The organism is Natronolimnohabitans innermongolicus JCM 12255, from assembly GCF_000337215.1.
Lineage (GTDB): Archaea > Halobacteriota > Halobacteria > Halobacteriales > Natrialbaceae > Natronolimnohabitans > Natronolimnohabitans innermongolicus.
The window spans coordinates 51,640-73,701 of record NZ_AOHZ01000111.1 but is presented as its reverse complement, the minus strand read 5'-3'; the positions used below and the strand labels follow the sequence as shown (position 1 = coordinate 73,701).

General features: G+C 64.5%; 15 protein-coding genes. 9 read left to right on the top strand and 6 right to left on the bottom strand.

The window, feature by feature from the left end; all coding sequences use genetic code 11:
- Positions 1-134: 134 nt before the first annotated feature.
- From C493_RS21820 to C493_RS21810, 3 genes are all read left to right on the top strand, one after another.
- Complete coding sequence (locus C493_RS21820) at positions 135-563, top strand: universal stress protein (protein ID WP_007261678.1); 429 nt, start codon at positions 135-137, stop codon at positions 561-563.
- A 305-nt stretch (positions 564-868) separates the two neighbouring features.
- Positions 869-4,153 carry a bacterio-opsin activator domain-containing protein gene (locus C493_RS21815; RefSeq protein ID WP_007261677.1) on the top strand — a complete coding sequence of 1,095 codons (3,285 nt, stop codon included), beginning with the start codon at positions 869-871 and terminating at the stop codon, positions 4,151-4,153.
- Between the two features lie 240 nt (positions 4,154-4,393).
- Positions 4,394-5,107, top strand: coding sequence for a helix-turn-helix domain-containing protein (locus tag C493_RS21810; RefSeq protein ID WP_193787920.1), 714 nt, complete (start codon positions 4,394-4,396; stop codon positions 5,105-5,107).
- A gap of 200 nt (positions 5,108-5,307) precedes the next feature.
- On the opposite strand, the gene C493_RS21805 is transcribed toward C493_RS21810, so the two are convergent.
- Both C493_RS21805 and C493_RS21800 read right to left on the bottom strand, forming a co-directional pair.
- Positions 5,308-5,490 (bottom strand): DUF5786 family protein, encoded by a 183-nt coding sequence (locus tag C493_RS21805; RefSeq protein ID WP_007261675.1) that lies wholly within the window; start codon positions 5,488-5,490, stop codon positions 5,308-5,310.
- 189 nt (positions 5,491-5,679) lie between these two features.
- Positions 5,680-7,737, bottom strand: coding sequence for a cation:proton antiporter (locus C493_RS21800; RefSeq protein ID WP_007261674.1), 2,058 nt, complete (start codon positions 7,735-7,737; stop codon positions 5,680-5,682).
- Between the two features lie 793 nt (positions 7,738-8,530).
- On the opposite strand from C493_RS21800, the gene glmS reads away from it, so the two are divergent.
- Positions 8,531-10,351: a glutamine--fructose-6-phosphate transaminase (isomerizing) gene (gene glmS / locus C493_RS21795; protein WP_007261673.1), complete on the top strand. Its 1,821-nt coding sequence runs from the start codon at positions 8,531-8,533 to the stop codon at positions 10,349-10,351.
- A gap of 413 nt (positions 10,352-10,764) precedes the next feature.
- Here glmS and glmU read toward each other — a convergent pair whose 3' ends face one another.
- Positions 10,765-11,946 carry a bifunctional sugar-1-phosphate nucleotidylyltransferase/acetyltransferase gene (gene glmU / locus C493_RS21785; protein ID WP_007261671.1) on the bottom strand — a complete coding sequence of 394 codons (1,182 nt, stop codon included), beginning with the start codon at positions 11,944-11,946 and terminating at the stop codon, positions 10,765-10,767.
- A 455-nt stretch (positions 11,947-12,401) separates the two neighbouring features.
- Between glmU and C493_RS21780 the strand changes: the two genes are divergently transcribed.
- Positions 12,402-12,611, top strand: coding sequence for a DUF7563 family protein (locus tag C493_RS21780; RefSeq protein ID WP_007261670.1), 210 nt, complete (start codon positions 12,402-12,404; stop codon positions 12,609-12,611).
- Positions 12,612-13,265: 654 nt separating this feature from the next.
- The gene (locus tag C493_RS21775; RefSeq protein WP_007261669.1) at positions 13,266-13,577 is read left to right on the top strand and encodes an ATP-binding protein; all 312 of its coding nucleotides are present in this window, start codon (positions 13,266-13,268) and stop codon (positions 13,575-13,577) included.
- A 121-nt stretch (positions 13,578-13,698) separates the two neighbouring features.
- On the opposite strand, the gene C493_RS21770 is transcribed toward C493_RS21775, so the two are convergent.
- A complete protein-coding gene (locus tag C493_RS21770; RefSeq protein ID WP_007261668.1) occupies positions 13,699-14,709 on the bottom strand; it encodes a lipid II:glycine glycyltransferase FemX in 1,011 nt (336 codons plus the stop codon).
- A gap of 2 nt (positions 14,710-14,711) precedes the next feature.
- Positions 14,712-16,337 (bottom strand): alkaline phosphatase family protein, encoded by a 1,626-nt coding sequence (locus C493_RS21765; RefSeq protein ID WP_007261667.1) that lies wholly within the window; start codon positions 16,335-16,337, stop codon positions 14,712-14,714.
- A 229-nt stretch (positions 16,338-16,566) separates the two neighbouring features.
- Here C493_RS21765 and C493_RS21760 point away from each other — a divergent pair, with 229 nt between their 5' ends.
- Positions 16,567-17,676, top strand: coding sequence for a DegT/DnrJ/EryC1/StrS family aminotransferase (locus C493_RS21760; RefSeq protein WP_007261666.1), 1,110 nt, complete (start codon positions 16,567-16,569; stop codon positions 17,674-17,676).
- A 25-nt stretch (positions 17,677-17,701) separates the two neighbouring features.
- Here C493_RS21760 and C493_RS21755 read toward each other — a convergent pair whose 3' ends face one another.
- On the bottom strand, positions 17,702-19,654 hold the full coding sequence (locus C493_RS21755; protein WP_007261665.1) for an ATP-binding protein: 1,953 nt from the start codon (positions 19,652-19,654) through the stop codon (positions 17,702-17,704).
- Between the two features lie 1,065 nt (positions 19,655-20,719).
- On the opposite strand from C493_RS21755, the gene C493_RS21750 reads away from it, so the two are divergent.
- Positions 20,720-21,550 (top strand): ParA family protein, encoded by an 831-nt coding sequence (locus tag C493_RS21750; RefSeq protein ID WP_049889578.1) that lies wholly within the window; start codon positions 20,720-20,722, stop codon positions 21,548-21,550.
- Positions 21,543-22,028: a hypothetical protein gene (locus C493_RS21745; RefSeq protein ID WP_007261663.1), complete on the top strand. Its 486-nt coding sequence runs from the start codon at positions 21,543-21,545 to the stop codon at positions 22,026-22,028. Before C493_RS21750 ends, C493_RS21745 begins: the two co-directional genes overlap by 8 nt.
- Positions 22,029-22,062: the final 34 nt, after the last annotated feature.

Below are 22,062 nucleotides of genomic sequence, written 5' to 3'. Positions count from 1 at the left end.
CCGAGATCTACACGCCTCCCTCGCGCCATCAGAGATGTGTATAAGAGACAGCTGTGACCCCGTCTCTCTTTCGATCCCCCTGCAGCCGCAAGTGCGAGAGGTAACCGGCTGTCCGTTGACTGTTCGGTTACGCAATGTATCGGGACATTTTGCTCGCAACCGACGGTACCGAGGGCGCGAAACAGGCGACCGACCACGCACTCGAGCTCGCCGAGCAACTCGGTGCGACCGTCCACATCGTCTCGGTCTCCGAGGAGGGGCCACACAGTTCGGAGAAGCGTGACGAGATGCGTTCGGACCTCGAAGAGGAGGCGGCCCAGGCGCTCGAGGAAGCCGAACGGACGGCGGCCGACCGCGGCGTCGAGACGACGACGACGATCCGTCAGGGCGTCCCCCAGGAGGAAATCGTCGACGCCGCCGAGACGAACGCGATGGATCTGATCGTGATGGGGACCCACGGTCGAAGCGGTCTCGACCACCTCGTCGTCGGCAGCGTTGCAGAAGAGGTCGTCCGTAACGCGCCGGTTCCGGTGGTCACCGTCCGCGAACGCGACCAGTCGTGATGGATCGGGCGCTCTCCTAGCCACCCGTTCCGCGTGAGTCGCCGTCGCCACCGTCACCGACCAGCGTCCGCAGCTAACACACCAGCTGTTCCCCACTGAGCGCGTCTTTTCCTCTCGAAGCGGCGCCGTAACCGCTGACTACTCGCTGATACGTTCTCGATAATTACCTTGCGGGGGCCGAAACCGCGTTCCAACGTGTCAGTGGCTGCCGGAACGTGGTGTGATCGATCGTCGTCGCACTGGTCTCGAGCCAGTCGACCGTCGCCGGTTCGACGCGCTGACGGACCGACTGAGGTGGGGCTCCCGTGAGCGAGCGAACTACAGCGGCCGCGAGGGACGTCCTTCGAGTCCTCGTCGTCGGCGACGGCCGTCCGGCAGACGACGCGATGGACGCCCTCTCCTCGCAACTCGAGTCCGTCTCGTTGCTCCGCGAGCGGTCGCTTTCGAGCGCCCTCGAGCGGCTCTCGCAACTCGACGTCCACTGCGTGGTCTGTACGCTCGAGTTCGGCGACCGGGACCGAGAGGACGAGTACGCCAGACTCGAGCGCGTGCGCGAAACAAACTCAGCGGTTCCGGTCGTCGCCGCGATCGGATCCGACGAGGGCGGTTCGACCGCCCGAGAGCGAATCACGACGGCGCTCGAGTCGGGCGCAACCGACGTCGTCTCCGCGGCCGACCCGCCCGAACTCGTCGCGACCCGCGTCAGAAACGCGGCAGAGCGGTTTCGCCGCGACCGTGCGACGAGCGACCGAGAGCGGTCGATCCTCGAGGGGTCGGACGCGCTCGTCTGGGTCGTCGCCGAGGACGGCACGCTCGAGTACGCGAGCGGAGCGACCGAGACGCGGCTGGGGTACACGCCCGACGAACTCGAGGGGACGCCGCTGGTGCGACTCGTCCACCCGGACGATCGCGAGCGACTCGGCGAGACCATCGAGCGCGTCTCCTCGGCCCCGTTCGGCGCGACCGAGCGGACGACCGCGCGGGTGGGCCGCCCGGACGGCCGCTGGCAGGCCTCCGAACTCGCCTGGACCAACCGACTCGCGGATCCGGTCGTCGACGGGATCGTGGTGACGATCTCAGCGGTCGGATCGGCGTCCGCCGACGATGCGCCCCCCGACTCCGCTGGCGCGTCGACGGCTCGAGCCGCCGTCGACCGACTCGAGACGCCGCTGTTCGCGCTCGGTCCGGAGTGGGAGCTTCGTTACGCCAACGCGGCGGCGAGTCAGCTGTTCGGGGCGGATCCCGAACCCGGGACGGTCGTCTGGTCGTTGCTCGACGACGCCGTCCGCGGTCAGTTCGCCGAACGGTTTCGCGAGGCGAAGACGACCGACCGCGTCGTCGCGTTCGAGACTGACGTTCCGTCCCTCGAGTCGCGCCTCGCGGTCTCGGTTCACCCCGACGACGACGGCGTGACGGTCGTCGCACGCACGGTCGCCGACTCGGAGCCGCCCGTCGACCGCGAGCGGTTCGACCTCCTCGAGTCGGCCGTCGACGCGTTCGCCGACGGGGTCGCCGTTCTCGAGGACGAAACGGTCAGGTTCGCAAACCCCGCGTTCTACGATCTGACGGACGTCGATCCGATCGTCGGCCGGAACGTCACGGCCGTCTTCGACGACGACCTCGCAGACGAGATTCGCGAACGCGCGGCATCGCCCGTCGTCCGCTGGATGGAGCCCGTTTCGGGAACGCCGGCCGGAAGCGACCGCGCCGTCGACGTCTACGTGACGCCGCTGTCCGACGGGCGAACGCTCTGTGTCGTCCGCGACGCGGGTCGGTCGTCGACCGTCGCACTGTCTACCGTCAGCGATTCGATCGCAACGATCCGCGGGGCCGACTCGCCGCCCGCCGTCCGACGCGCCGCTATCGACGCGACCCTCGCCGCTACCGGTGCCGACCTCGCGGCCTGGTGTCTCCTCGAGGACGCGGCGCTCAGACCGGTGACGGTCGAGTCGGCCGCCTCGAGCGCACCGGTGGAGTTGCCCGTGATCGATCGATCTGACGAGGCGCCGTTCGCGGAGCTCGAGGCGCTCGAGGCGCTGGATCTGATGTTCGACTCGAACTCGAATTCGGACGCGGACGCGGACGCGGCCCGCTCGAGTGGGGCGGTCGGCGACGGCGTCGCCGTCGATCGGTCGGCACTCGACGGATTGCTTTCCCGGCTGGGGATCCGCGCCGAGCGCGCGCTCGTCGTTCCGGTCGGCGACCACGGGCTGGTGATCGCGACCAGCGCCGACCCGACGGCGTTCGGCCGCCGAGAGCGACTCCCGGTCGACGCCGTCGCCGGCGCGGCCGCAACCGCACTCGAGGGACTCGAGCGAGGGGCCTCGCTTCGGCGCTGCCGGCGCGACCTCGAGCGACTCGAGTCGACGGTCGACCGCTGCGATCGGGTCCGGACGGTCGAGCGGGAACTGCTCGCGAGCGAGTCTCGCGACGCCGTCGATCAACGCCTCTGTGACGCGTTGGTCTCGCTGCCGTTTTCGGCGGCCGGCGACGCGATCGAACTGGCGTGGATCGGCGACGTGACGACCGGGTCCGAGCGGATCACGCCGGACACCTGGGCGGGCCAAAACGGCACCTACCTCGAGTCGATCTCGGTGCCGATCGACGACGCCGCAGACGCCGACCATCCGGCGGCGCGAGCGGCGACGACGCTCGAACCGGTGGTCGTCGACGACCTCGAGCGCGACGACGGTCAGCCCGGGTCGGCGTGGCAACGCCGCGCCAGCGAGCGCGGATTTCGCTCAGTCATGTGTCTCCCGCTGGCGGTCGACGGGTTCTGTTACGGGACGGTCACTCTCTATGCCGATCGTTCGTCGGCGTTCGACGAGGCCGTTCGCGACTCCTGTATCCATCTCGTGACGGTCGCCAGCTACGCGATCGCCGCGATCGCCCGGAAACGCGCGCTGCTATCGGATTCGGTCACCGAACTCGAGTTCTCGCTTCGAGCGACCGACGATCCGCTGGTGGCGGTCGCCCGCGAACTCGGCCGGCGACTCGACGTCGAAGCGGTCGTCCCGCGGTCCTCGAGCGGCGCGACGGTGTTCTGTACCGTCGCGGACGTCGATTCGTCGACGCTTCGATCGATCGTCGAGACGACCTCGGCACTCGAATCGGTGCGAGTCGTCGGCGAGCGCGGCGACGCGCCGGTGCTCGAACTCGTCGTCGGCGAGGAGACGATCGGGTCGCGCCTGGCCACTCACGGCGGCGTGTTGCGGTCCGTCTCGCCGGCCGACGGGCGCAGCCGCCTCGTCGTCGATCTCTCGAGTACGGTCGACGTTCGATCGTTCGTCCGCGCGCTCGAGCGCTACCGGCCGGACACCACGCTTCTCGCTCGCCGCGAACGCGACCGATCGATACAGCCGACGCGAGCGTTCGACGCCGAACTCAGGCGACAACTTTCCGAGCGCCAGCTTCGGACCCTCGAGTCCGCGTACTACGGCGGCTTCTTCGACTGGCCGCGCGAGAGCACCGGCGAAGAGGTCGCCGACTCGCTCGGGGTCTCCCAGCCGACGTTCAGCCGCCATCTCCGACTCGCCCAGCGAAAAGTGTACGCGCTCCTGTTCGACGAACGAAACGGATCGGGACGGTAGTCGCGGTCCACCCTCCTCGGTATTCTACCCTTACTGTTCGATTTCCCGACTGCTTCGACACAGTAAGGCGGTGTTTCTTTTCACTTTCAGTATTCAGCAACTTGTGAACGTGAATAGATATAGCGTCGTTGCTGTATTCCGTTTCGCTGTATAGCGGCTACCACCATGTAGTTACGGCCGAATTCAGTATTCGATGAGCGAGTTCGCGGTAACGACTGATTACAGCCGCCATCTACCCGGATGGGGGATCGATCTGTGAGCATCGAGATTGCCGACTACGAGGACGAGCACACTGGCGTCCGGTCGCAGGCCGACGGCGGAATCGTCACCCAGCTTCGCCTCGACCACGCGTCGCTGTTCTTGCGTCCGACCCTCCGTCGCGTTCCCGACGTCTCCGTCGATCCCGAATACTGGACGACAGTCGGAACCGGCCGAACGCTCGTCTTCTGTAGCGTTCGCGCGGACTCCTTCGAGCGCTTCGAGAACGCCCTCGAGATCGATCCGACGATCACCGATCCGGTGTTGGCCGACCGCTACACCGACCGCCGGGTCTACCGCGTCGAACTCACCGAACGCGCGGTGACGTTCATCGCCGCGACGGCCGAATCCGACGGCCGCCTGCTCGACCTCTCGAGTTGTCGCGACGGCTGGTGCGTCCAGCTTCAGTTTCCCTCCCGGGACGACCTCGTCGAGTTCAACCAGTACTGTCGCGACCGCGACGTCTCCGTGACGGTCGACCACCTGCGACTCTCCGACGACGAGGACGACTGCGTCGTCGCGCTGACCGAGAAACAACAGGAACTGCTCGCGGTCGCCCACGAAGAGGGGTACTTCGACGTTCCACGCGGTATCTCACAGGACGAACTCGCTGATCGACTCGGCGTCTCAAAATCGGCCGTTTCACAGCGCCTCCGTCGTGCAATCGGTGAACTCTGCGAATCGAAGCTCTGCTGAGTTGCACCCTGCTACCCCGCTGACCGTCCCTGCACCCATCCGCCCTACGTCCGCTGGCTCGCGTTTTGGCCCGCTACCGACTCCGGGTTTCCGGGACGTTCCCGTTCTCGCGGTCTCTCGTTTCCGTTTCGATCACCAGAACGCGACGCTCGAGGTCGCTGTATCCGAACACTGCAGTCGAGAACAGACCGGCGGTCCCGTTACTCCTCGTCGTCGTCTTTCATCGCGCCGAGTTGCGAGACGAGTTCGTCGGTCGAGGCGTTAGATTCGAACGAGAGCTGGCCGTCGTGGTCGTTTTCGTGGACGTTTACCGCCTCTACCTCGTCGTCGTTGTCGGCGGTCTGTTGCTGCTGCTCGGACTCGTCGTAGCTACCAAAACCCATACACACCAATTACCGCGTCTCCGACAAAGGTGTGCCGGTTTGCCGAGTCTCTGTGGTCGGTCCGCAAATTTCGACCGAGTAAGGCGTTTCCGCCGCGTGCCTCGGGGACGTTTCCGGACCCCTCCCACCCTCTTCTCGTCGTGCGGTTTCGACCGGAACCGAGGTGTGTTCGGGCGGGGTGGCCGGCGGTCACTCCAGGCGCAGGTACTGCCGGTCGTACTCTGGTTCGCCCTGTCGCGGGTGGATCGTGATGAACGACTCCGGCGGCATCTCGGCGAGTCGCTTCGGCAGATCCTCGAGTTCGTCGTGCCAGCCGACGTCGCCGCGACGCGGCGAGATGGTGACGATCAGGTCGTCGTCTTCGGCCTCGCGCTCGAGGGTCGGGAGGAGCCGTCCCCAGTCGTCGAGTTCGTCGAACTCGGCGCTGGCGTCTTCCTCGACGAGGCCGAACAGCTGCTCGAACTGGTGGGCCGACCCCTCGACGACGAGGACCTGTAGCTCCGCGCCGAGACTCGCCGCGATCCGTTTGGCGATGTGGACGGCCTCGTAGAACCCCTCGTGGTGGTCGGCGCCGATCGGAACGACGACGAAGATCCGCTTCGTCGTGTTCACGGGGTGGCCGAGCCGCGAGATCAACACCGGGAGCGTCGTTCGCTCGAGGACCTGGTCGATGATGCTCCCGAAGATTCGGTGACGGAACGTCGAGGCGGCGTCCCAGCCCATGATGATCTGGTTGGCCTCGACCTCGACGGCCCCCTGCGTGATCCCGGAGGCGACGTTGTGGTTGACCCGGGTTTCGGTCTCGATCGGCACCTCCGCGGCACTCCCTTCCGCGGCCAGACCCTCGAGTTCCTCGTTGGTTTCGGCGACCTGGGCTTCCGTCGGGATGCTCCCGTCGGGCTGGACGACCGTCATCACGTGGACCGGACTCGAGCCGCGGTCGCCCTTGATAATAAAGGCTAACTCGAGCAGTCGCTGCTGGAGTTCGGCGTTGTGCGACAGCGGCAACAGGATGTTCGGATCCGCCGCGCTGTCGTCGCCCTGGCCGGCTTCCCGTTCCAGCGCGAGGTTCGTCGCCGCGCGCTCGGTGAGCCACGGGCTCACCAGCGCCGTCACGAGCAACATGAGGACGACGGCGTTCAGGATCGGGGCGCCGAACAGCCCGGCCTCGAAGCCGACGAGGGTGATCGCGAGCGCGGCCGCGGCCTGGCCCGTCGAGAGCCCGAAGATGACGTTTCGTTCGGGAACCGTGTACCCCTGGATCTCGGCGACGAGCCACGCTGCGGCGGCTTTCGTCGCTAGCATGATCCCGACGACGAGCGCGGCGATCTGGAGCGTCTCGAGTCCGTCGAGGATGACCCCGGGGTCGACGAGCATGCCGACGTGCAACAGGAAGAAGGGGATGAAGAAGGCGTTGCCGACGAACTCGACGCGGTTCATCAGGGTGCCGCCCGTGGGAATCAGCTGGTTCAGCGCCAGCCCGGCGACGAACGCGCCGAGGATCGGGTCCAGTTCGAGGATCTCGGCGAGGCTGGCCGCGGCGAAGATGGCGACCATCACGAACAGGAACTCGAAGTAGCTCTCCTCGCTGAAACTCTGGAAGAACCACCGCGAGACCGTCGGAACGACGAACCAGACCGCACCGAACAGCACCACGAGCGCGCCGAAGACCTGTGCGAACAGCCAGACGGTGAGTTCGCCCTCGACGGCGCCGGTGACGATCGCGAGAACGACCAGCGCGAGCGTGTCCGTAAAGAGAATACCGCCGAAAACGGCTGCAACGGCACGGTTTTTCGTTACGCCGAGCCGGTTGACGATCGGGTAGGCGAGCAGCGTGTGGGAGGCAAACACCGCCGAGAGCAGGAGGGCAGCCCAGATATCGAGTCCGAGGACGACGTACGTCGTCGCGGTCCCGACGGTAAACGGAATGAAGAAACTCGCCAGTCCGAACAGCGCGGCGTTCTCGGGAGCCTCCCGGAACCCCCGAATGTCGACCTCGAGGCCGACCGTAAACAGCAGGTAGATCAGCCCGACTTCGCCGAGCAACTCGATCGCATCGGAGTGTTCGACGACCTCGAGAGCGCCGGGACCGACGGCCGCCCCGAAGATGACGATACCGACGATTCCCGGTTGTCCGAGCCGTTTGACTAACAGCGGTCCGACCAGAAAGATCGCCATCGCCATCGCGAACACCAGCACCGGCTGTTCGAGGGGCACGTCTGGAACGGCGGCGAGTGGCGCGATCATCGAGTGTCTACGACGTCGGTCGTTCGACCGGTCGGTCGTCGCTCCGGTCTCGGTACTCCCGGCAAACGCTTCGCCTTTCGTCGATTATCGGCTCGGAACAGCGCAATCGTCGCGGAACGTTGGTGGGACGGATAATAAAATGTCTGATTTCCTGCTCTCGAGCCGGATATCCGTTCAGTTCGTCTACCCCGTATTGATAGTCGACCGTCGATCGGAGAACCGTTCAAGACTCTGAAGAGTAGCCGGTTTACGTGGTATTTCTCCGAAGTACGAGGACACTTCTCAACCACCTACAGCATCCGTCTGTAATCGGTGACTGTGGTGAAATCGAACGGTGCGTATCAGGCTCGAGTTGCAGTTCGAGACCTTCTTTGCTCGCTTCTATCGACGGACTGCGTGCACTGTTTGCTGGACATACCTGGTCTGTAGGAGTGTTTTGAACGAACTGTGTCGAAAAATACGACAGCAGATGAACGAACGTCCGATATCGGGGTCGGTTTCCATGAGTGTCCGCTCTCGAAACATCCCTGAGGGGGCCGCTGTCCGCGGTCGTTACCGGCTAGCTACCGCCTCTAGTAGTCCGTCTATAGTAATGGGTGCGGGAGGGCAGGTCTATATCATGTCCGCGCACCGTTTGCCGTCCCGAACAGTCGCTACGGTTGACCAACTACCGACGGACGCTCGGCGTTCGTCACTGGTGACCGTTCGCGGCGCTATGCAGGCCTGCTCGCGCTCGAAAACGCTGCGCTCTGGATCGAGCGTTCGCCATCGATCCGACGACGGGTGATTTTCTATGTGTGGAATTATCGGCCGCGTCGGCGACGGAAACGCTATCGAACCGCTCCTGACCGGCCTCGAGAACCTCGAGTACCGCGGCTACGATTCGGCCGGCATCGCCGTCCAGAACGGCTCCGGCATCGCCGTCGAGAAGCGTTCGGGGAAGGTCGACGAACTGAAAGCGTCGATCGACGGCAACGCGACGTCGCTCGACGGCGAGGTCGGCATCGGTCACACGCGCTGGAGCACCCACGGTCCGCCGACCGACGAAAACGCCCACCCGCACACTGACGGGACGACGGACGTCGCCGTCGTCCACAACGGCATCATCGAGAACTACGCCGAGCTGAAGGCCGAACTCGCCGAGTACGGCCACGAGTTTACCAGCGATACCGACACCGAGGTCATCCCGCATCTCATCCAGTTTTATCTCGACGAGGGAATGACCAACGAGGCGGCCTTCCGCAAGGCGATCGACGAACTCGAGGGGAGCTACGCCGTCACGGCGATGCTCTCCGGCGAGGACGTCCTCTACGCCGCTCGACAGGGATCGCCGCTGGTCGTCGGCATCGAAGACGGTGAGTACTTCCTCGCCTCCGACGTCCCCGCGTTCCTCGAGTACACCGACAGCGTCGTCTACCTCGAGGACGGCGACGTCGTCATCGTCGACGACGACGGCGTGGAGTTCACCGACCGCTCCGGCGAGCCCGTCGTCCGCGAGCCCGAGACGGTCGACTGGGACCCCGGACAGGCCGCCAAGGGGGAGTACGATCACTTCATGATGAAGGAGATCAACGAACAACCGACCGCCCTGGCCCAGGCGCTCGAGGGACGGATCGATCCGGACAGCGGGCGAATCGCCCTCTCGGACTTCGAACCGGGCACGTTCGAAGACGTCGAAAGCGTTCAGTTCGTCGCTTGCGGAACCTCCTATCACGCCGCGCTGTACGGTTCGCTGACGCTGAAACAGGCCGGCGTTCAGTCGGCGGCCCTGCTGGCCAACGAGTACAGCGTCTCGGCGCCGCCGATCGACGAGAACACGCTCGTCATCGCGGTAACCCAGAGCGGCGAGACCGCGGACACGCTCAACGCGCTCCGCCACGCCGCGGATCAGGGGGCGATGACGGTGACGGTGACCAACGTCGTCGGTTCGACGGCTGCCCGCGAGGCCGACGAGGCGCTGTTCATCCGCGCCGGCCCGGAGATCGGCGTCGCCGCGACGAAGACGTTCTCCTCGCAGGCCGTTATGCTCTCCCTGCTGGGCCAGCGCATCGCGGCCGACCAGTTCGGTGAGGTTCCGTCCGATCTCGACTCCCTGCTGCCGGACCTCGAGTCCATGCCCGAGTCCATCGAATCGATCCTCGAGACGACCTCGGCTCGGTCGATCGCCGAACGCTACGAGGGGAGCCAGTCGTACTTCTTCATCGGCCGCGGACTCGGCTTCCCGGTCGCCCTCGAGGGCGCGCTGAAGTTCAAGGAGATCACCTACGAGCACGCCGAGGGCTTTGCCTCGGGTGAACTCAAACACGGGCCGCTGGCCCTGGTGACGCCCGACACGCCGGTCTTTGCCGTCTTCACCGGCGAGGAAGACGAGAAGACGCTGAAAAACGCCGAGGAGGCCCAGACCCGCGGTGCGCCCGTCGTCGCGATCTGTCCCGACGGCCACCGGGCCGTCGACGTCGCGGACGCCCACCTCGAGATCCCCGAGACCGACGCCGATCTCGCGGGCCTGCTCGCGAACGTCCAGCTCCAGTTGGTCTCCTACTACGCGGCCGACCTCCTCGACCGACCGATCGACAAGCCGCGGAACCTGGCCAAGAGCGTCACGGTCGAGTAACTGCGTCAGTCGTCTCGTCCCCGTTTTCCGTCGCCTCCGATCGTTTTCGGCCCCGTTTTCTCCGTCGTCGCGCCAGTCAACTCGCTGCGTCGCCGTCGCTTCTCGAGCCGTCCAGCGAAAGGCGGTGGAAAACCCGTCGCTCGTCGTCGCTCTGTTGAGTACGAGTCGACGACGTCACAGGAGCCGGAACCACCCCCATAGTTCCAGGATCCACGCGACGTCGCCGGGTTGCGACCCGCGACCCGCACTCGAACGCGTCGGAGTCGTCCTGGAGGGGAACTGGTGCGATCGTTCGGGTCAGATCGACTCCCTCCAGGTAGACTAGCCGCTCGTCGCTGTATAAAGCTCGCACTTGATAGCGCAGGTCGGCGACGAGCAGCACTCCGTCGCGTTCGGCCGTTCAGTTCGAAGCGCTAGCGGTCGCGCTCGACGACTTCGCCGGACCGAGTCGTCGCCTCTCTCGTCAGCTTCAACCCCGGCGTCAGACTCGAGTTGATGCCCGTCTTCACGCCGTCGCCCGCCACGACGCCGAACGCCCGTCGCCCCGTCGAGACGCGCTCGCCTTTCACCGTAACGTCGATATCGCCGCCGTCGTGGCGACGGGTCGCCACGTTCGTTCCCGCGCCGAGGTTGACGTTTCGGCCGAGTACGCTGTCGCCGACGGACGAGAGGTGGCTGATCGACGTCCCGCGGGAGATGACGCTGTTTTTCACCGCTACGCCGTTGCCGATTTCGACGTCCGCTCCGATCAGCGTCGCGCCGCGAACGTGGGCGTTCGGCCCGACGGTCGCCCCTGCGCGGATCAGTACCGGGCCGTCGATCACGGCTCCCGCCTCAACGGTAGCGCCGTCCTCGACGACAACCGCGCCCTCGAGGTGGGCGTCTCCACTCACTTCGCCGTCGACGCGGGCCTCGAGGTCGCCGAGTTTCCACTCGTTGGCCTCGAGCAGTTCCCACGGACGGCCGACGTCTAGCCAGCGCTCGAGGGTGACCGGCCTCACTGCGAATCGTTCGATCACGCGCGCGAGCACGTCGGTGATCTCGCGTTCGCCGCGTTCGCTTTCGGGAACCTCGAGCCACTCGCGGGCGTCTTCGGGGAAGGCGTAGGCGCCGGCGTTGGCGAGGTTCGTCGGCGGGTTCGACGGTTTCTCGGTGATCTCGACGACCGCTTCGTCGTCGATGTCGAGGACGCCGTAGTTGCGCGGGTCGTCGACCTCGACGGCACAGACGGCCGGACAGCGGTCGAAGAGCCGTTCGATCGCCGCCGGCTCGTAGAGATTGTCGCCGTTCAGGACGGCGAAGGGACCGTCGATGTATTCGCTGGCGGCGTTGACGGCGTCCGCCGTTCCAGCCTGTTCGGTCTGGACCGCGTAGGTGACCGGAACGCCGCGGTACGTCTCGCCGAAGTACTCGCGGACGATCGCCCCCTCGTAGCCGATGACGAGGACGATCTCGTCGGCGCCGGCGTCGACGGCCGTATAGACCGTGTGCGCTGCGAGTGGCCTGTCTGCGACCGGAAGCATCGGTTTCGGTACCGCGTCGGAGAGCGGTCGCATTCGTGTCCCCTGCCCCGCCGTGAGAACGACTGCTTGCATCCCGTCGTCGTACCTCGATCGCCCGGTTAATTATCCGGCTGTTACCGGGTGCGCTCGCATCTGACCGGCGTCGCTCGTCTCCGGCCGGCGCCATCGAGTGGTCGGCGATCGCTCGGCGACTTCCAAGAAACTATTGAAAATTTGTCATATATTATTCGGGTATCGACGGGGGCGCGGGTTCCGCGGTCGCGACGTCGTTCGATACCCGCGTTTCGACATCGCCGACGCTCGCGGTGACGGGTCGCGCCGTGCAGCCGACTCGAGCCGGGTATTTGGCCGGTAAAACAGTCGGTTAAACACAAGAAATATTGAATTTCTGGCGTGCTGGAGTGTTACACTGCTGATTTCCGAACTGTTTAGCTGAGCTATTTGTCTCGACGGTTGTGCCCACAACGACGGCGTGTGCTGTATTATGCACTCTATAGTAAATACCGTTCTGTGGTTACGAGTTGTTGATGTCGACGGAACCATCCAACGCGAAGTGGGCGCCAATGACGTCCGGCCAGCAAACGACCGCCCCCCGCTGTGTCAACTGTGGTAACCAGGTCACCCGACAGTTCGCTCGCGTCTTCGGCGACAACCGCGACGTCGTCCACGCCTGTCCCGACTGCGCGACGTACCGCGAGATGAAGACTTCCGATTTCATTCCTGAAGACAAGCGATAACGTTCGTCCGACGCGTCGCGCTCTGTTCTGTCTCTCGTCGAACCGATCCGCAGTCCGTAGCGTCCAGAACGTGTCCAACGTCCAGCATGTACGGTAGCCGACGGTGGCCCGCAGCGTCCGAGGCGCGGTCCACAACTGCCGACAGTTGCGTGTAACCCGCCCCGTCGGTGTTGCGCGGTCCAGTGGGAGTAGCGCTCCGTCGGTCCCGTGCGTTCGTGTGGACCAGCTGGCGCTTCTCGAGCAGTGTCCACGTGCTCGCAACGACCCTTGCCATCGCCTTCGCTCTCGCGTCGTCAGTAGTCACCCACGGGCCAGCCGCCACCGGAACCGGACCTTCTCGCGGTGCCGATCGAAGCCGCTAATCCGTTGTAATCTCTGTATAGTGGCAGTTTCGGCTCGAGGAATTGTCGGAGCCGGTGGCCATACTCGCGTTTCCAACCGCTGCAGGCGGGTGCGTTCCGTTCTCGTTCGCGGCCGTTTCTGCCCTCCTACGAACGGTTAGACACGACCTAGCGATTTGAACTGTCGGGGTCGTATATGTGCACATCTCGTGTTGCCTTCTGTGAGAATGACGCCAGTGAACACAGTTACGAGTACTGAGCCGTTCGGCGCCCCTCGAACGGACGCAAAACGCCGCGGAAGTCAGCGTTCACTATGAGCACCACCGAACCCGAACCCGAGCCCGATTCCGAATCCGAACCGGAATCCAATGCCGACGCCGACGTCGATGCCGAGGGCGAATCAGCGGAGGCAATGTCCCTGTCGGAACTGCCGCCCAGCTCGAAGCTCGTCTACAAGGTCCTCGAGTACGAGGGATCGATGACGCAAGAAGAGATCGCCGGCGAATCCAGACTCTGTTCGCGCACCGTCAGGTACGCCCTCGGAAAGCTCGAAGACGAGCAACTGGTCGCGAGTCGAGTCTACCTCGAGGACGCCCGGCAGTCGAAATATCGGATCATCGACTGATACGGGTTACTGTCCGTCAGTTCCGGCACAACCGCGACCCGTGGGGTGGTTGCGCCGGGACATCGGGACAGCAATCCGTATGAGCGCCCGCCGTTCGCGACTCGAAACGCCGCCCCGGTCGCTACCTGAGTTTTCGGTAACGGTCGACCATCATGTCGATCCCGAACGCACCCGACGTGATCGTGTAGTGCGTCTGGAGTCGCGGGTTGAACTTCGCCTTGTAGCGGTTGATACTCGGCACGCCGGCTCCGACGAGGTCGTACTCCTCGATGCCGTCTCGCAGGCCGTCGCGCATGACGTGCCAGTCGAGCAGGTCGTTGATCGGGATATCGACGCCGGTATCGGGTTTGACCCCGCCTTGCCACCGATATCGGGTTCGTTCGGACTCGACGACGAGGATGCCGCCGAGGAACTCGCCGTCGACGCGACAGACGTACGGACGAATCGCGCCGTCGGGGAGGTCTTCGTGGACGGCTCGAGCGAACGACGGACTCAGCTGAAACGACCGTCCCTGGCTCGCGTACCGTTTCGCGACCTGATCGACGATCCGCTCGACGTCCTCGCCGTCGCCTTCCTCGATCACGTAGGCGTCCTCGTCGGCGTTTCGGATGTTGCTCCGCGCGTCGCTGCTGAACCGTTTCAGCAGTTCTTCCTCCGTTCCGTCGAGGTCGACCACGTAGGTGTATCCCGGCTCGACGTTGTACTCGCCCCAGATAAACGGGCGAACGTCGTCGAATTCGGCGGTGACGAACTTCGAGTACAGCGGCGAAATCTTCTGCTCGATGTAGGCGAGACAGCCCTCGAGGAATCGCTCGGTTCGCCGATCCGCCTTGCGCTGTTTGAGTTTGTCGACGTTGAGCAATGCCGGGCCGAGGTAACACGACCAGGAGAACGGCGCCGGCGAGAACGCACCGGTGACCGGACCCTTGCTGTACTCGAAGACGGGAAAGATCCCGATCGCCTCCTGTCCTTTAAAACCCGTGAGGAGGTGTACCGTCGAGTCCGTGTCGTCGGCTTGCAACCGGAGTGCTTCGGCCCGGTAGAACGGGTTCGTTCCGTCTGATCGTTCGACGTAGCGATTCCACTCGTCGGCGTCGGTTTGCGGGTCGAGTGTCGTAATTTCGATGCTCATCGTTAGAGATACCCGAGGTCTGAGAGTCGGTCTTCGACGGCGCCGTCGTCGGTCGCGCTGATCGGTCCGGCCTCGTAGTCCGGATACTCGGCTTCCGTGCCGTCTTCGATCACCGGAAGCGTCGTCCCGTCCATCTCGGCGTCGATCGGCACGTCGAACAGCGCACAGATCGTCGGCGCGACGTCGAAGATCGTCGCCCCTTCGATCGGAACTGTCTCGTCGAACTCGCTACCCGCGGCCGCGACGATCCCCGTCTGTTTGTGATTCCAGGGCTCCATCGGCTCGCCGAACTGCGACGTTCCGACGTCGGCGGTGATCGCGTTGTCGAAGTCCGCGGGAACCGTCACGATGTCGGGCGCCCGATCGACGTGCGGGCCGTCGAAGTACGCCTCGCGAGGAGCGACCACGTCGAACATCGGCTCGCCGTCGGGCGTTCGAACGTCCGAGAGTTCGTCGATGAGTTCGTCTCGAACCGCTTCGTATGCCGATTCCGGAACCTGGCCGTTCGGCTCTCGCCCCTCGAGGTTGATCCGAACGCCGAGTTCGCTCTTCGAGCGGACGTAGGCCTCCGACTCGGGGAAATCGACCTGCTCGCTCGCGGCCCGAATCATGTCGTTCGGGACGCGCTTTCCGATCGGTTCTTTCAACCCTACACGATCCAGCGTGTTCGCCACCCGTTGCGTGGTAATCCCGAATTTCGCAGCCACGTTCATGCCTTTCTCGAGGACGCTTTCCTCGTGCTCGCTCGCGTCTTCGCCCTCGAGGAGGTCCTTTCGCCACGTCGTCGACCAGTCGGGCATTCCCTCGCCGCCGCTTTGCACCTCGAGGCGGTCACGCTCCCGAAGGAACTCGTTGACCCGGAACTCGGTGCCCGTCACCTTCCCCATTCCGTGGTCGCTGACGATCAGGACGTGCTCCGGATCGGTCTCCTCGATGGTCTCGGCGAGCTGGCGGTCGACCGCGCGGTAGACTGCCTCGATGGCCTCCTTGTCGCCCGGGCGTTCGTGAAAGACGGAGTCGGTTATCTGGAACTGGAGGAAGCCGAACTCCGGTTGCATCCGGCGACAGAGGTACCGAAACGCCGCGCCCCGAGATTCGATCGTGCGTTCGTAGCCCTCGATCGACTGTGCCGGTGCGTCCGTGCTCTGCGGATAGACGTGATAGTCGCCACAGGCCATCTCGATATCCTCGAGGATGCCCGTCGGATGGCAGGGAGGATTCTCCGGTGCGGTCATCCCCGGGATCAACGCGCCGTCGAACTCTCGTGGAGGGTGCGTGACGGGCAGGTTGACCACGACGCTCGTGAGCCCGTGCTCGCTGAGCAACTCCCAGACGGGTCGCTCGCGAACGTGGCTCGCGTTCACGACGTCCCAGTCGTAGCCCTCGAAGGAGAGAAAGTCGTACACTCCGTGTTTGCCCGGATTCTTTCCGGTGTACATCGAGGGCCAGGCGCTGGCCGTCCACGGCGGTATCTGTGACTCGAGGGGGCCGCTGGTCCCGGTCTCGAACAGTCGTTCTAACGTCGGGATTTCGTCCGCCTCGAACAACGGCTCGAGTATCGGACGACAGCCAGCGTCGAGTCCGACCACCAGGAGGCGCAGATCGTCTTCGTCTGTCGAATCTCCCATGCCTGAAGCCGTTGATCCACCCCGGTTTTGTTATTCGACTGCTGGTCCGCTGTAAGCAATGACTGTGAATTTGCAATGAACGATAGTCAACGCGCGCGTTTCGGTGTAAGGGCTGCCTATGCTCGCTGTGTCACGTGGTATCGTCACAATCACTAAGGTGTCGTTCGACTAACTCTCAGCGTACTAACTGTGCAGCGAGACAGAAACTCACTCGGGAGTCGATATACGGATGATTAGTGAGAGCCCGTCGCTGGTCGCCTGGTCACTGTCGGAACCGGAGCCGACGGGTATCGAGTCGTTCCTCGAGCGCTACGCCGCCCACGTCACCTTCTACGGCTCCGGAAAGGCGGCGTTATACGACGGTCTCGCCGGGTTCGTCGAGCCCGATTCGAACGTCTTGCTTCCGGCGTATCTTCCCGATGCAGTCGCCGAGCCGTTTCACGAACTCGGCCTCGAGCCCCGGTACTACCGCCTGCAATCGGATCTCTCCCCTGACCTCGCCGACGTCGAGCGGCGACTCGACGACGAGACGGCGGCCGCCGTCTCGGTCGACTACTTCGGATTTCCCCAGCCCGGGTTCGATTCGTTCTCGGCGCTCGTCTCGGAGTACGATTGCTATCTCATCGACGACAACGCTCACGCCCCCCTGAGCGTCGCCGACGGGATGCTTCTCGGGACTCGCGGCGATCTCGGCGTGACGAGCCTCTGGAAGCTCCTGCCGATTCCGGACGGAGCGATCCTCTACTGTAACGACGAGACCGTCGCAGAGCGGTTCGAACCGTCCTCGATCGCCGGCGTCCGCGACCAGCTCGGAACGACCGACTGTCGGTTCGCCCTCAAGTCGTTCGTCGCCGAACTTCTCGACCGGAACGCGACGCTTCGCCAGTCGGTCGACGAACTCGTCGCCGGCCGCGGCCCGTCGGTGCCCGACCCACGAGCCCGGTACGAGTCCGGCAAGACCCAGATGTCGAAGCTTTCGGCGTACGTCATCGAGGACGCCGATCCCACCGCGATCAGGGACGCACGCCGCGAGAACTACCGGACCTGGCTAGCTATCCTCGAGGACTGTCCCGACGTCGACGCCTGCTACGACTCGCTCCCGGCCGGCATCTGCCCCCAGGTCGTCCCCGTCCGCGCGAACGACCCCCAGCGGTTCCTCGCCGACCTCGAGGACTGCGGCGTGGGCGCACACACCTGGCCACGACTCTCCGAGACCGTCGTCGCGGACCCGGGGTACGAGGTCACGAAACGGCTCGCTCGAGAGATCGTCGTCCTCCCCGTACACCAACACATCGAGCCGTCGTCGATCGAGTCGGTCGGCGCCCGGCTCCGTCGGTGAGCCGGAACCGCGACACGGATCCGTCTCAGTCGGCGCTCGTCGATCCCGTCTCCGATTCTCTTTCCGTTTTTTCGTCCGACACTCGAGACCGAACGTCGGCGTCGAGCGCGTACGTTCGCTCGCTCGGCCGATCGAGCAGTCCCTCGGTCCGAAGCTCCGAGAGCAAACTCTGGACCGCGACCGTCGATCGACCGACGGCCTCGGCGACGGCCACGGTTCCGAGCGGGCCGTCTCTCTCGAGTACGGCGAGCGCCCGCCGTCCCGTCTTCGCCGTGCAGCGTGACTGCTCGGCGGCGCGCTCGAGTCGCTCGTCGATCCAGTCGCCGGTGAACCGCTCCGCCTCCGGCATCGATTCGTCGCCGTTCGGCTGCGACGACTGCGTCGTCGACGACCGCGCCGTGCCGGCTGCGGTGCTCCCAGCGGTCCGTTCGCTTCGTCCGTCTTCGTCGCGTTCGGTGTCGGTGTTGGCGTCGACGTCGGCGTCGATGTCGGCTTTCCCGATTCCGTTGCCGGCCATCGCCGATCCGACCGCCGACTCGTTTTCGCCGCGTTCCGCGTCCGCTCGCGCCCTGACGTTTTCGAGTTCCTCGCTGATCGACGTAAAGCCGAACTCGATCTCGTCGCCGCCGGCGTGAACGATCTCGTCGTCGGCGTCGGAAGCGCCACCGGAGACGGTATCGGCGACGCCGCCGTCGGCGTTCGTCGCCGGCGCGTCCACCGAAGTCGAGGTATCAGTAACGCGCACACGCAACCGCTCGTTCTCCGCTCGCAGACGCTCGATCGTCTCCGCCCGCGACTCGAGATCGCTTTCCAGGCTCTCGATCCGCTCGTCTCGCTCGTCCAGTTGCGCCCGGAGTTCGTCGCGTTCGTCCTCGAGGTCGACGATTTCGTCGTGGAGCCGGCGCAGTTCCTCGCCGTCGTCCGCTCCCCCCGCGCCGAGTTGCGTCTGGACCGTCTCGGGTCTCGTCAGCGCGTCGGCCATCTGCTTGGCCGCCGAGGAGATATCCCGCGCGGACTCGAGTTCGTCTTCCAGGGTCTCGATGCGTGTTTCTTTCTTCTCGAGTTCGTTCTCGAGTTCGACGATGCGGTTTTCCTCGCGGTCCTTCCGCTCGGAGATCTTCTGGAGGTCGCCGACGAGGGCGTCCGAGACCGACTTGAGTTCGGGTCGTTCGAAGTCGTCGAGGCCGGGGGTCGCCCCGGCGTCGAACGTCCGTTTGCGTCGGAACTGGACCTTTCGGACGTCGACTTCGTTCCAGTCGGTCTGGACGAACGCCTGGCCGTCGTCGAGGTCGGAGACGAGCTCCGAGTACTCGGTGTCGATGATCCGTCCAACGACGTTGGTGTCGTTGTCCCAGGTCAGTCGGTGCCAGACGAGCCAGTTCGCCTGCGTGATGAAGTCCTTTTTGACGTCGGCGGGGCGCTGGCTGATCCCGAGGATGCCGAGGCCGTGTTTGCGCCCGCGCTTGCTGATCTTGATCAGCAGGTTGCCCGTCTCGCCGACGCCGCCGCCCTCGGGAATGTACTCGTGAACCTCCTCGACGACGAGCAAGAACGGCTTTTTCAGTTTCTTCTCTTTGACGAACAGCTGCCTGGCCGTCTCCCGCAGGAGTTCGTCCGCCACGTCCTCGTCCAGGTAGCCCGAAACGTCCAGAATGATCGGCACGTTCTCCTCCAGGGCCAGCGTCGCCATCTGCTCGGCGTGCTCCGGTCCGATCTGGATGTCACACTCCTCGTCGGCGCCGGCGTGGAGCATCTCGTACTCCTCTTTGAGCCCGTAGTACTCCCCGTCCGTGTCGACGATCAGGAGGGGAAAGCCCGCCTCGAGTAACTCCTCCGCGATAACGGACGCGGTGTTCGACTTCCCCGACCCTGACTTCCCCGTTACGAAGCCGCGGCCGGTCAGCAGTTCGACGACGGGGAGCCACAGCTCCGAGTCGGCAGCCGTCTCGCCGACCATAATCTCCCGCTGGTCGCTCACCGACGACCCACCTCGAGCGCGCGCGACGTGTTCATATACAGGTACACTTCGAACACGGCACCTTGAATATTGGCCTCGACGCCGCCGGCCGACGTGGATCACTCACTCGCGTCGCCTCGAGCCGTCTACACATTTGACACCGTCTGAACAGTGTAAACTGTCTCCACTGAAATACGTCTCTCACTGTGTCCGGCTCTCGACACTCCCGTCCAGCGCGCCGGTATCCGTTTCACTCGGTATCGACCGGCCGTCGTGTAACTCACGAACCGTCTACACAGTGTGGACTGTTCAAACAGTTTTGGCCGCCGTTCGGACGGAACGCTTCGATCAGTTCTCCGCCAACTCACTGTTACCGTGCGGGGTAAACCGTGTGAACGCTCTGAAAAGTCCACACATTGTAGATAGGGTACTGATTTCCACAGTGTGGACCGTTTGGACTTTTCATCTAGGGGTCTTCGATTCACCCTCTAGGTATCTCGCCCCTCAGGGCCTGTGGTTCCCGCTGAAAGCACTACCCGGAAAGTACCGTTCACCGTGCTACCGAAATTTCCGGACACACTGTCTACACCGTGTGCAATGTGTAACTGTTTCCGCTACTGTTAAGTCACGCTGGTCGGATGGTAGACGTATCACGCGTCGCATCCGATACGCGTCGGCGTCAACCAAACCTTACACGATGTCCACACCGTGTCCACGGTTCCGACTGTTCGAACTGTTCGGACAGTTCCTGAACCAGCGATCGATCCGCTGTCCCGTACCGTTCACACGGCATACGCTGTCCGCAATGCGTGACGCGTTTACACTGTCTACAATGTGTGGACTGTCTCCACCGTCCACCAGGTGTGAACCGTCAGAACCGCGGAAACGGTTCGAACGGTATTCTAGGGCCTCTCGAGGCAGGTGTCCGCTCCAGATCAGTCGAAGCGACGGCACTGCGACCGGATTCACATCTCGAACGGTTCGTACTGTTCACACTGTGTACACGGTGTCCACTTCGCCGATCGACTCGAGACGCCGGACCGAACGACGCCGCGGCGATCGGAGACGACGGAGGTGTACCCACGAATGACAACGACCCCACGCGCCGTCAGCGTCGCCTTGCAGAAAGGCGGCGTCGGCAAAACGACCATCGCGATCAACCTCGCCGAACGCCTCGCTAACCGCGGTAACGACGTTCTGCTGGTCGACCTGGACCAACAGGGCAACGCCACCGAGGGCGTCGGCCTCGCCGAGGCCTACTCGAGCGACGTTCACCTCGGGGACGTTCTCGAGGACGGCAACGAGACGACCCTCGGCGACGTGATCCGTTCGACCGAGGCGTTCGACGTCTTGCCAGCCCACGAGGATCTCGATAGCGTCGAGAACAGCATCCGCAGCGCGACCTTCGGCGAACTCTGGATCAGAAACGAGATCGTCGACCCCGTCCTCGGCGACGCGTACGACTACGTCGTCGTCGACTCGCCCCCGAACCTGGGTCCGCTCGCCGACGCCTCGCTCATCTCGACGCAGAACGTCATCGTTCCGCTGCGGATGAGCGAGCCCAGCGTCAGCGGCTTCGAGCGGATGTACACCCAGCAGATCGGCCCGATCCGCAAGGAGATCGACCTCGATATCCTCGCGATCGTTCCGAACTCGCTGGCCGGCGACAACGAGGAAAAGCGGATCATCGGCGATCTGGAGGAGTCGCAGTTCGGCGAGTACCTCCCCGAGTTCGCACGCTCGGCTCACTTCGACGATCCGGACTCTCCCGGTCCCGGCCTGCGCGAACGGATCGCGTTCAAGCGCGCGTGGCGCGAGGGCGTGCCGCTGGCCGAGTACGACCCCGAAAGCGATATGCTCGACCGACTGGACGAACTGGCCGCCGTCGTCGAACGCGGGGGTGTCGCCGATGCCTGAGGACAACCGGTTCGCGGGGTTGAGCGACGCCGTCGAAGACGACACGTCGAGCGACGCCGACGAGTCGACGGCGGTCGAGTATCGGTCAGACTCGGCCGGCAGTGACGCCGACACTGACGCAGATTCCGCCCGTTCGAGCACCGATTCGGAAACCGAGACGGCGTCGACGGACGCGTCCGCGGCGACCGCCGATGACACGGCCGACGTCGCAGACACCGACACCGATGGCGACGCCGACATCGACCCCGACGATCCGACCGCGTTCCCGTTCGACGCGACCGAGAAGAAGACGGTCTACGTTCGCCCGGAGACCCTCGAGCGCGTCGACGACGCGCGAGCGTTGGTCGACGCACAGCTCCGGACGGACCACGACGTTCGCGATCTGACCGGCCGCGAGTTCTACGACGCCGTCTTTCGGCTCGCGGCGACTGATACCGACGGCTTGATCGAGGAAATCCTCGACGCTCGAGACGAGTGAGCGCTGGCCGAATCGACTCGAGTAGACGGCACTG

Coding starts and splice junctions, on each gene's coding strand:
- C493_RS21810 (WP_193787920.1), top strand. CDS start 4,394: ATGGGGGATCGATCTGTGAGCATCGAGATTGCCGACTACGAGGACGAG.
- C493_RS21750 (WP_049889578.1), top strand. CDS start 20,720: ATGACAACGACCCCACGCGCCGTCAGCGTCGCCTTGCAGAAAGGCGGC.
- glmU (WP_007261671.1), bottom strand. CDS start 11,946: ATGCAAGCAGTCGTTCTCACGGCGGGGCAGGGGACACGAATGCGACCG.
- C493_RS21820 (WP_007261678.1), top strand. CDS start 135: ATGTATCGGGACATTTTGCTCGCAACCGACGGTACCGAGGGCGCGAAA.
- C493_RS21805 (WP_007261675.1), bottom strand. CDS start 5,490: ATGGGTTTTGGTAGCTACGACGAGTCCGAGCAGCAGCAACAGACCGCC.
- C493_RS21775 (WP_007261669.1), top strand. CDS start 13,266: ATGAGCACCACCGAACCCGAACCCGAGCCCGATTCCGAATCCGAACCG.
- C493_RS21800 (WP_007261674.1), bottom strand. CDS start 7,737: ATGATCGCGCCACTCGCCGCCGTTCCAGACGTGCCCCTCGAACAGCCG.
- C493_RS21760 (WP_007261666.1), top strand. CDS start 16,567: ATGATTAGTGAGAGCCCGTCGCTGGTCGCCTGGTCACTGTCGGAACCG.
- C493_RS21780 (WP_007261670.1), top strand. CDS start 12,402: ATGTCGACGGAACCATCCAACGCGAAGTGGGCGCCAATGACGTCCGGC.
- C493_RS21765 (WP_007261667.1), bottom strand. CDS start 16,337: ATGGGAGATTCGACAGACGAAGACGATCTGCGCCTCCTGGTGGTCGGA.
- C493_RS21745 (WP_007261663.1), top strand. CDS start 21,543: ATGCCTGAGGACAACCGGTTCGCGGGGTTGAGCGACGCCGTCGAAGAC.
- C493_RS21770 (WP_007261668.1), bottom strand. CDS start 14,709: ATGAGCATCGAAATTACGACACTCGACCCGCAAACCGACGCCGACGAG.
- glmS (WP_007261673.1), top strand. CDS start 8,531: ATGTGTGGAATTATCGGCCGCGTCGGCGACGGAAACGCTATCGAACCG.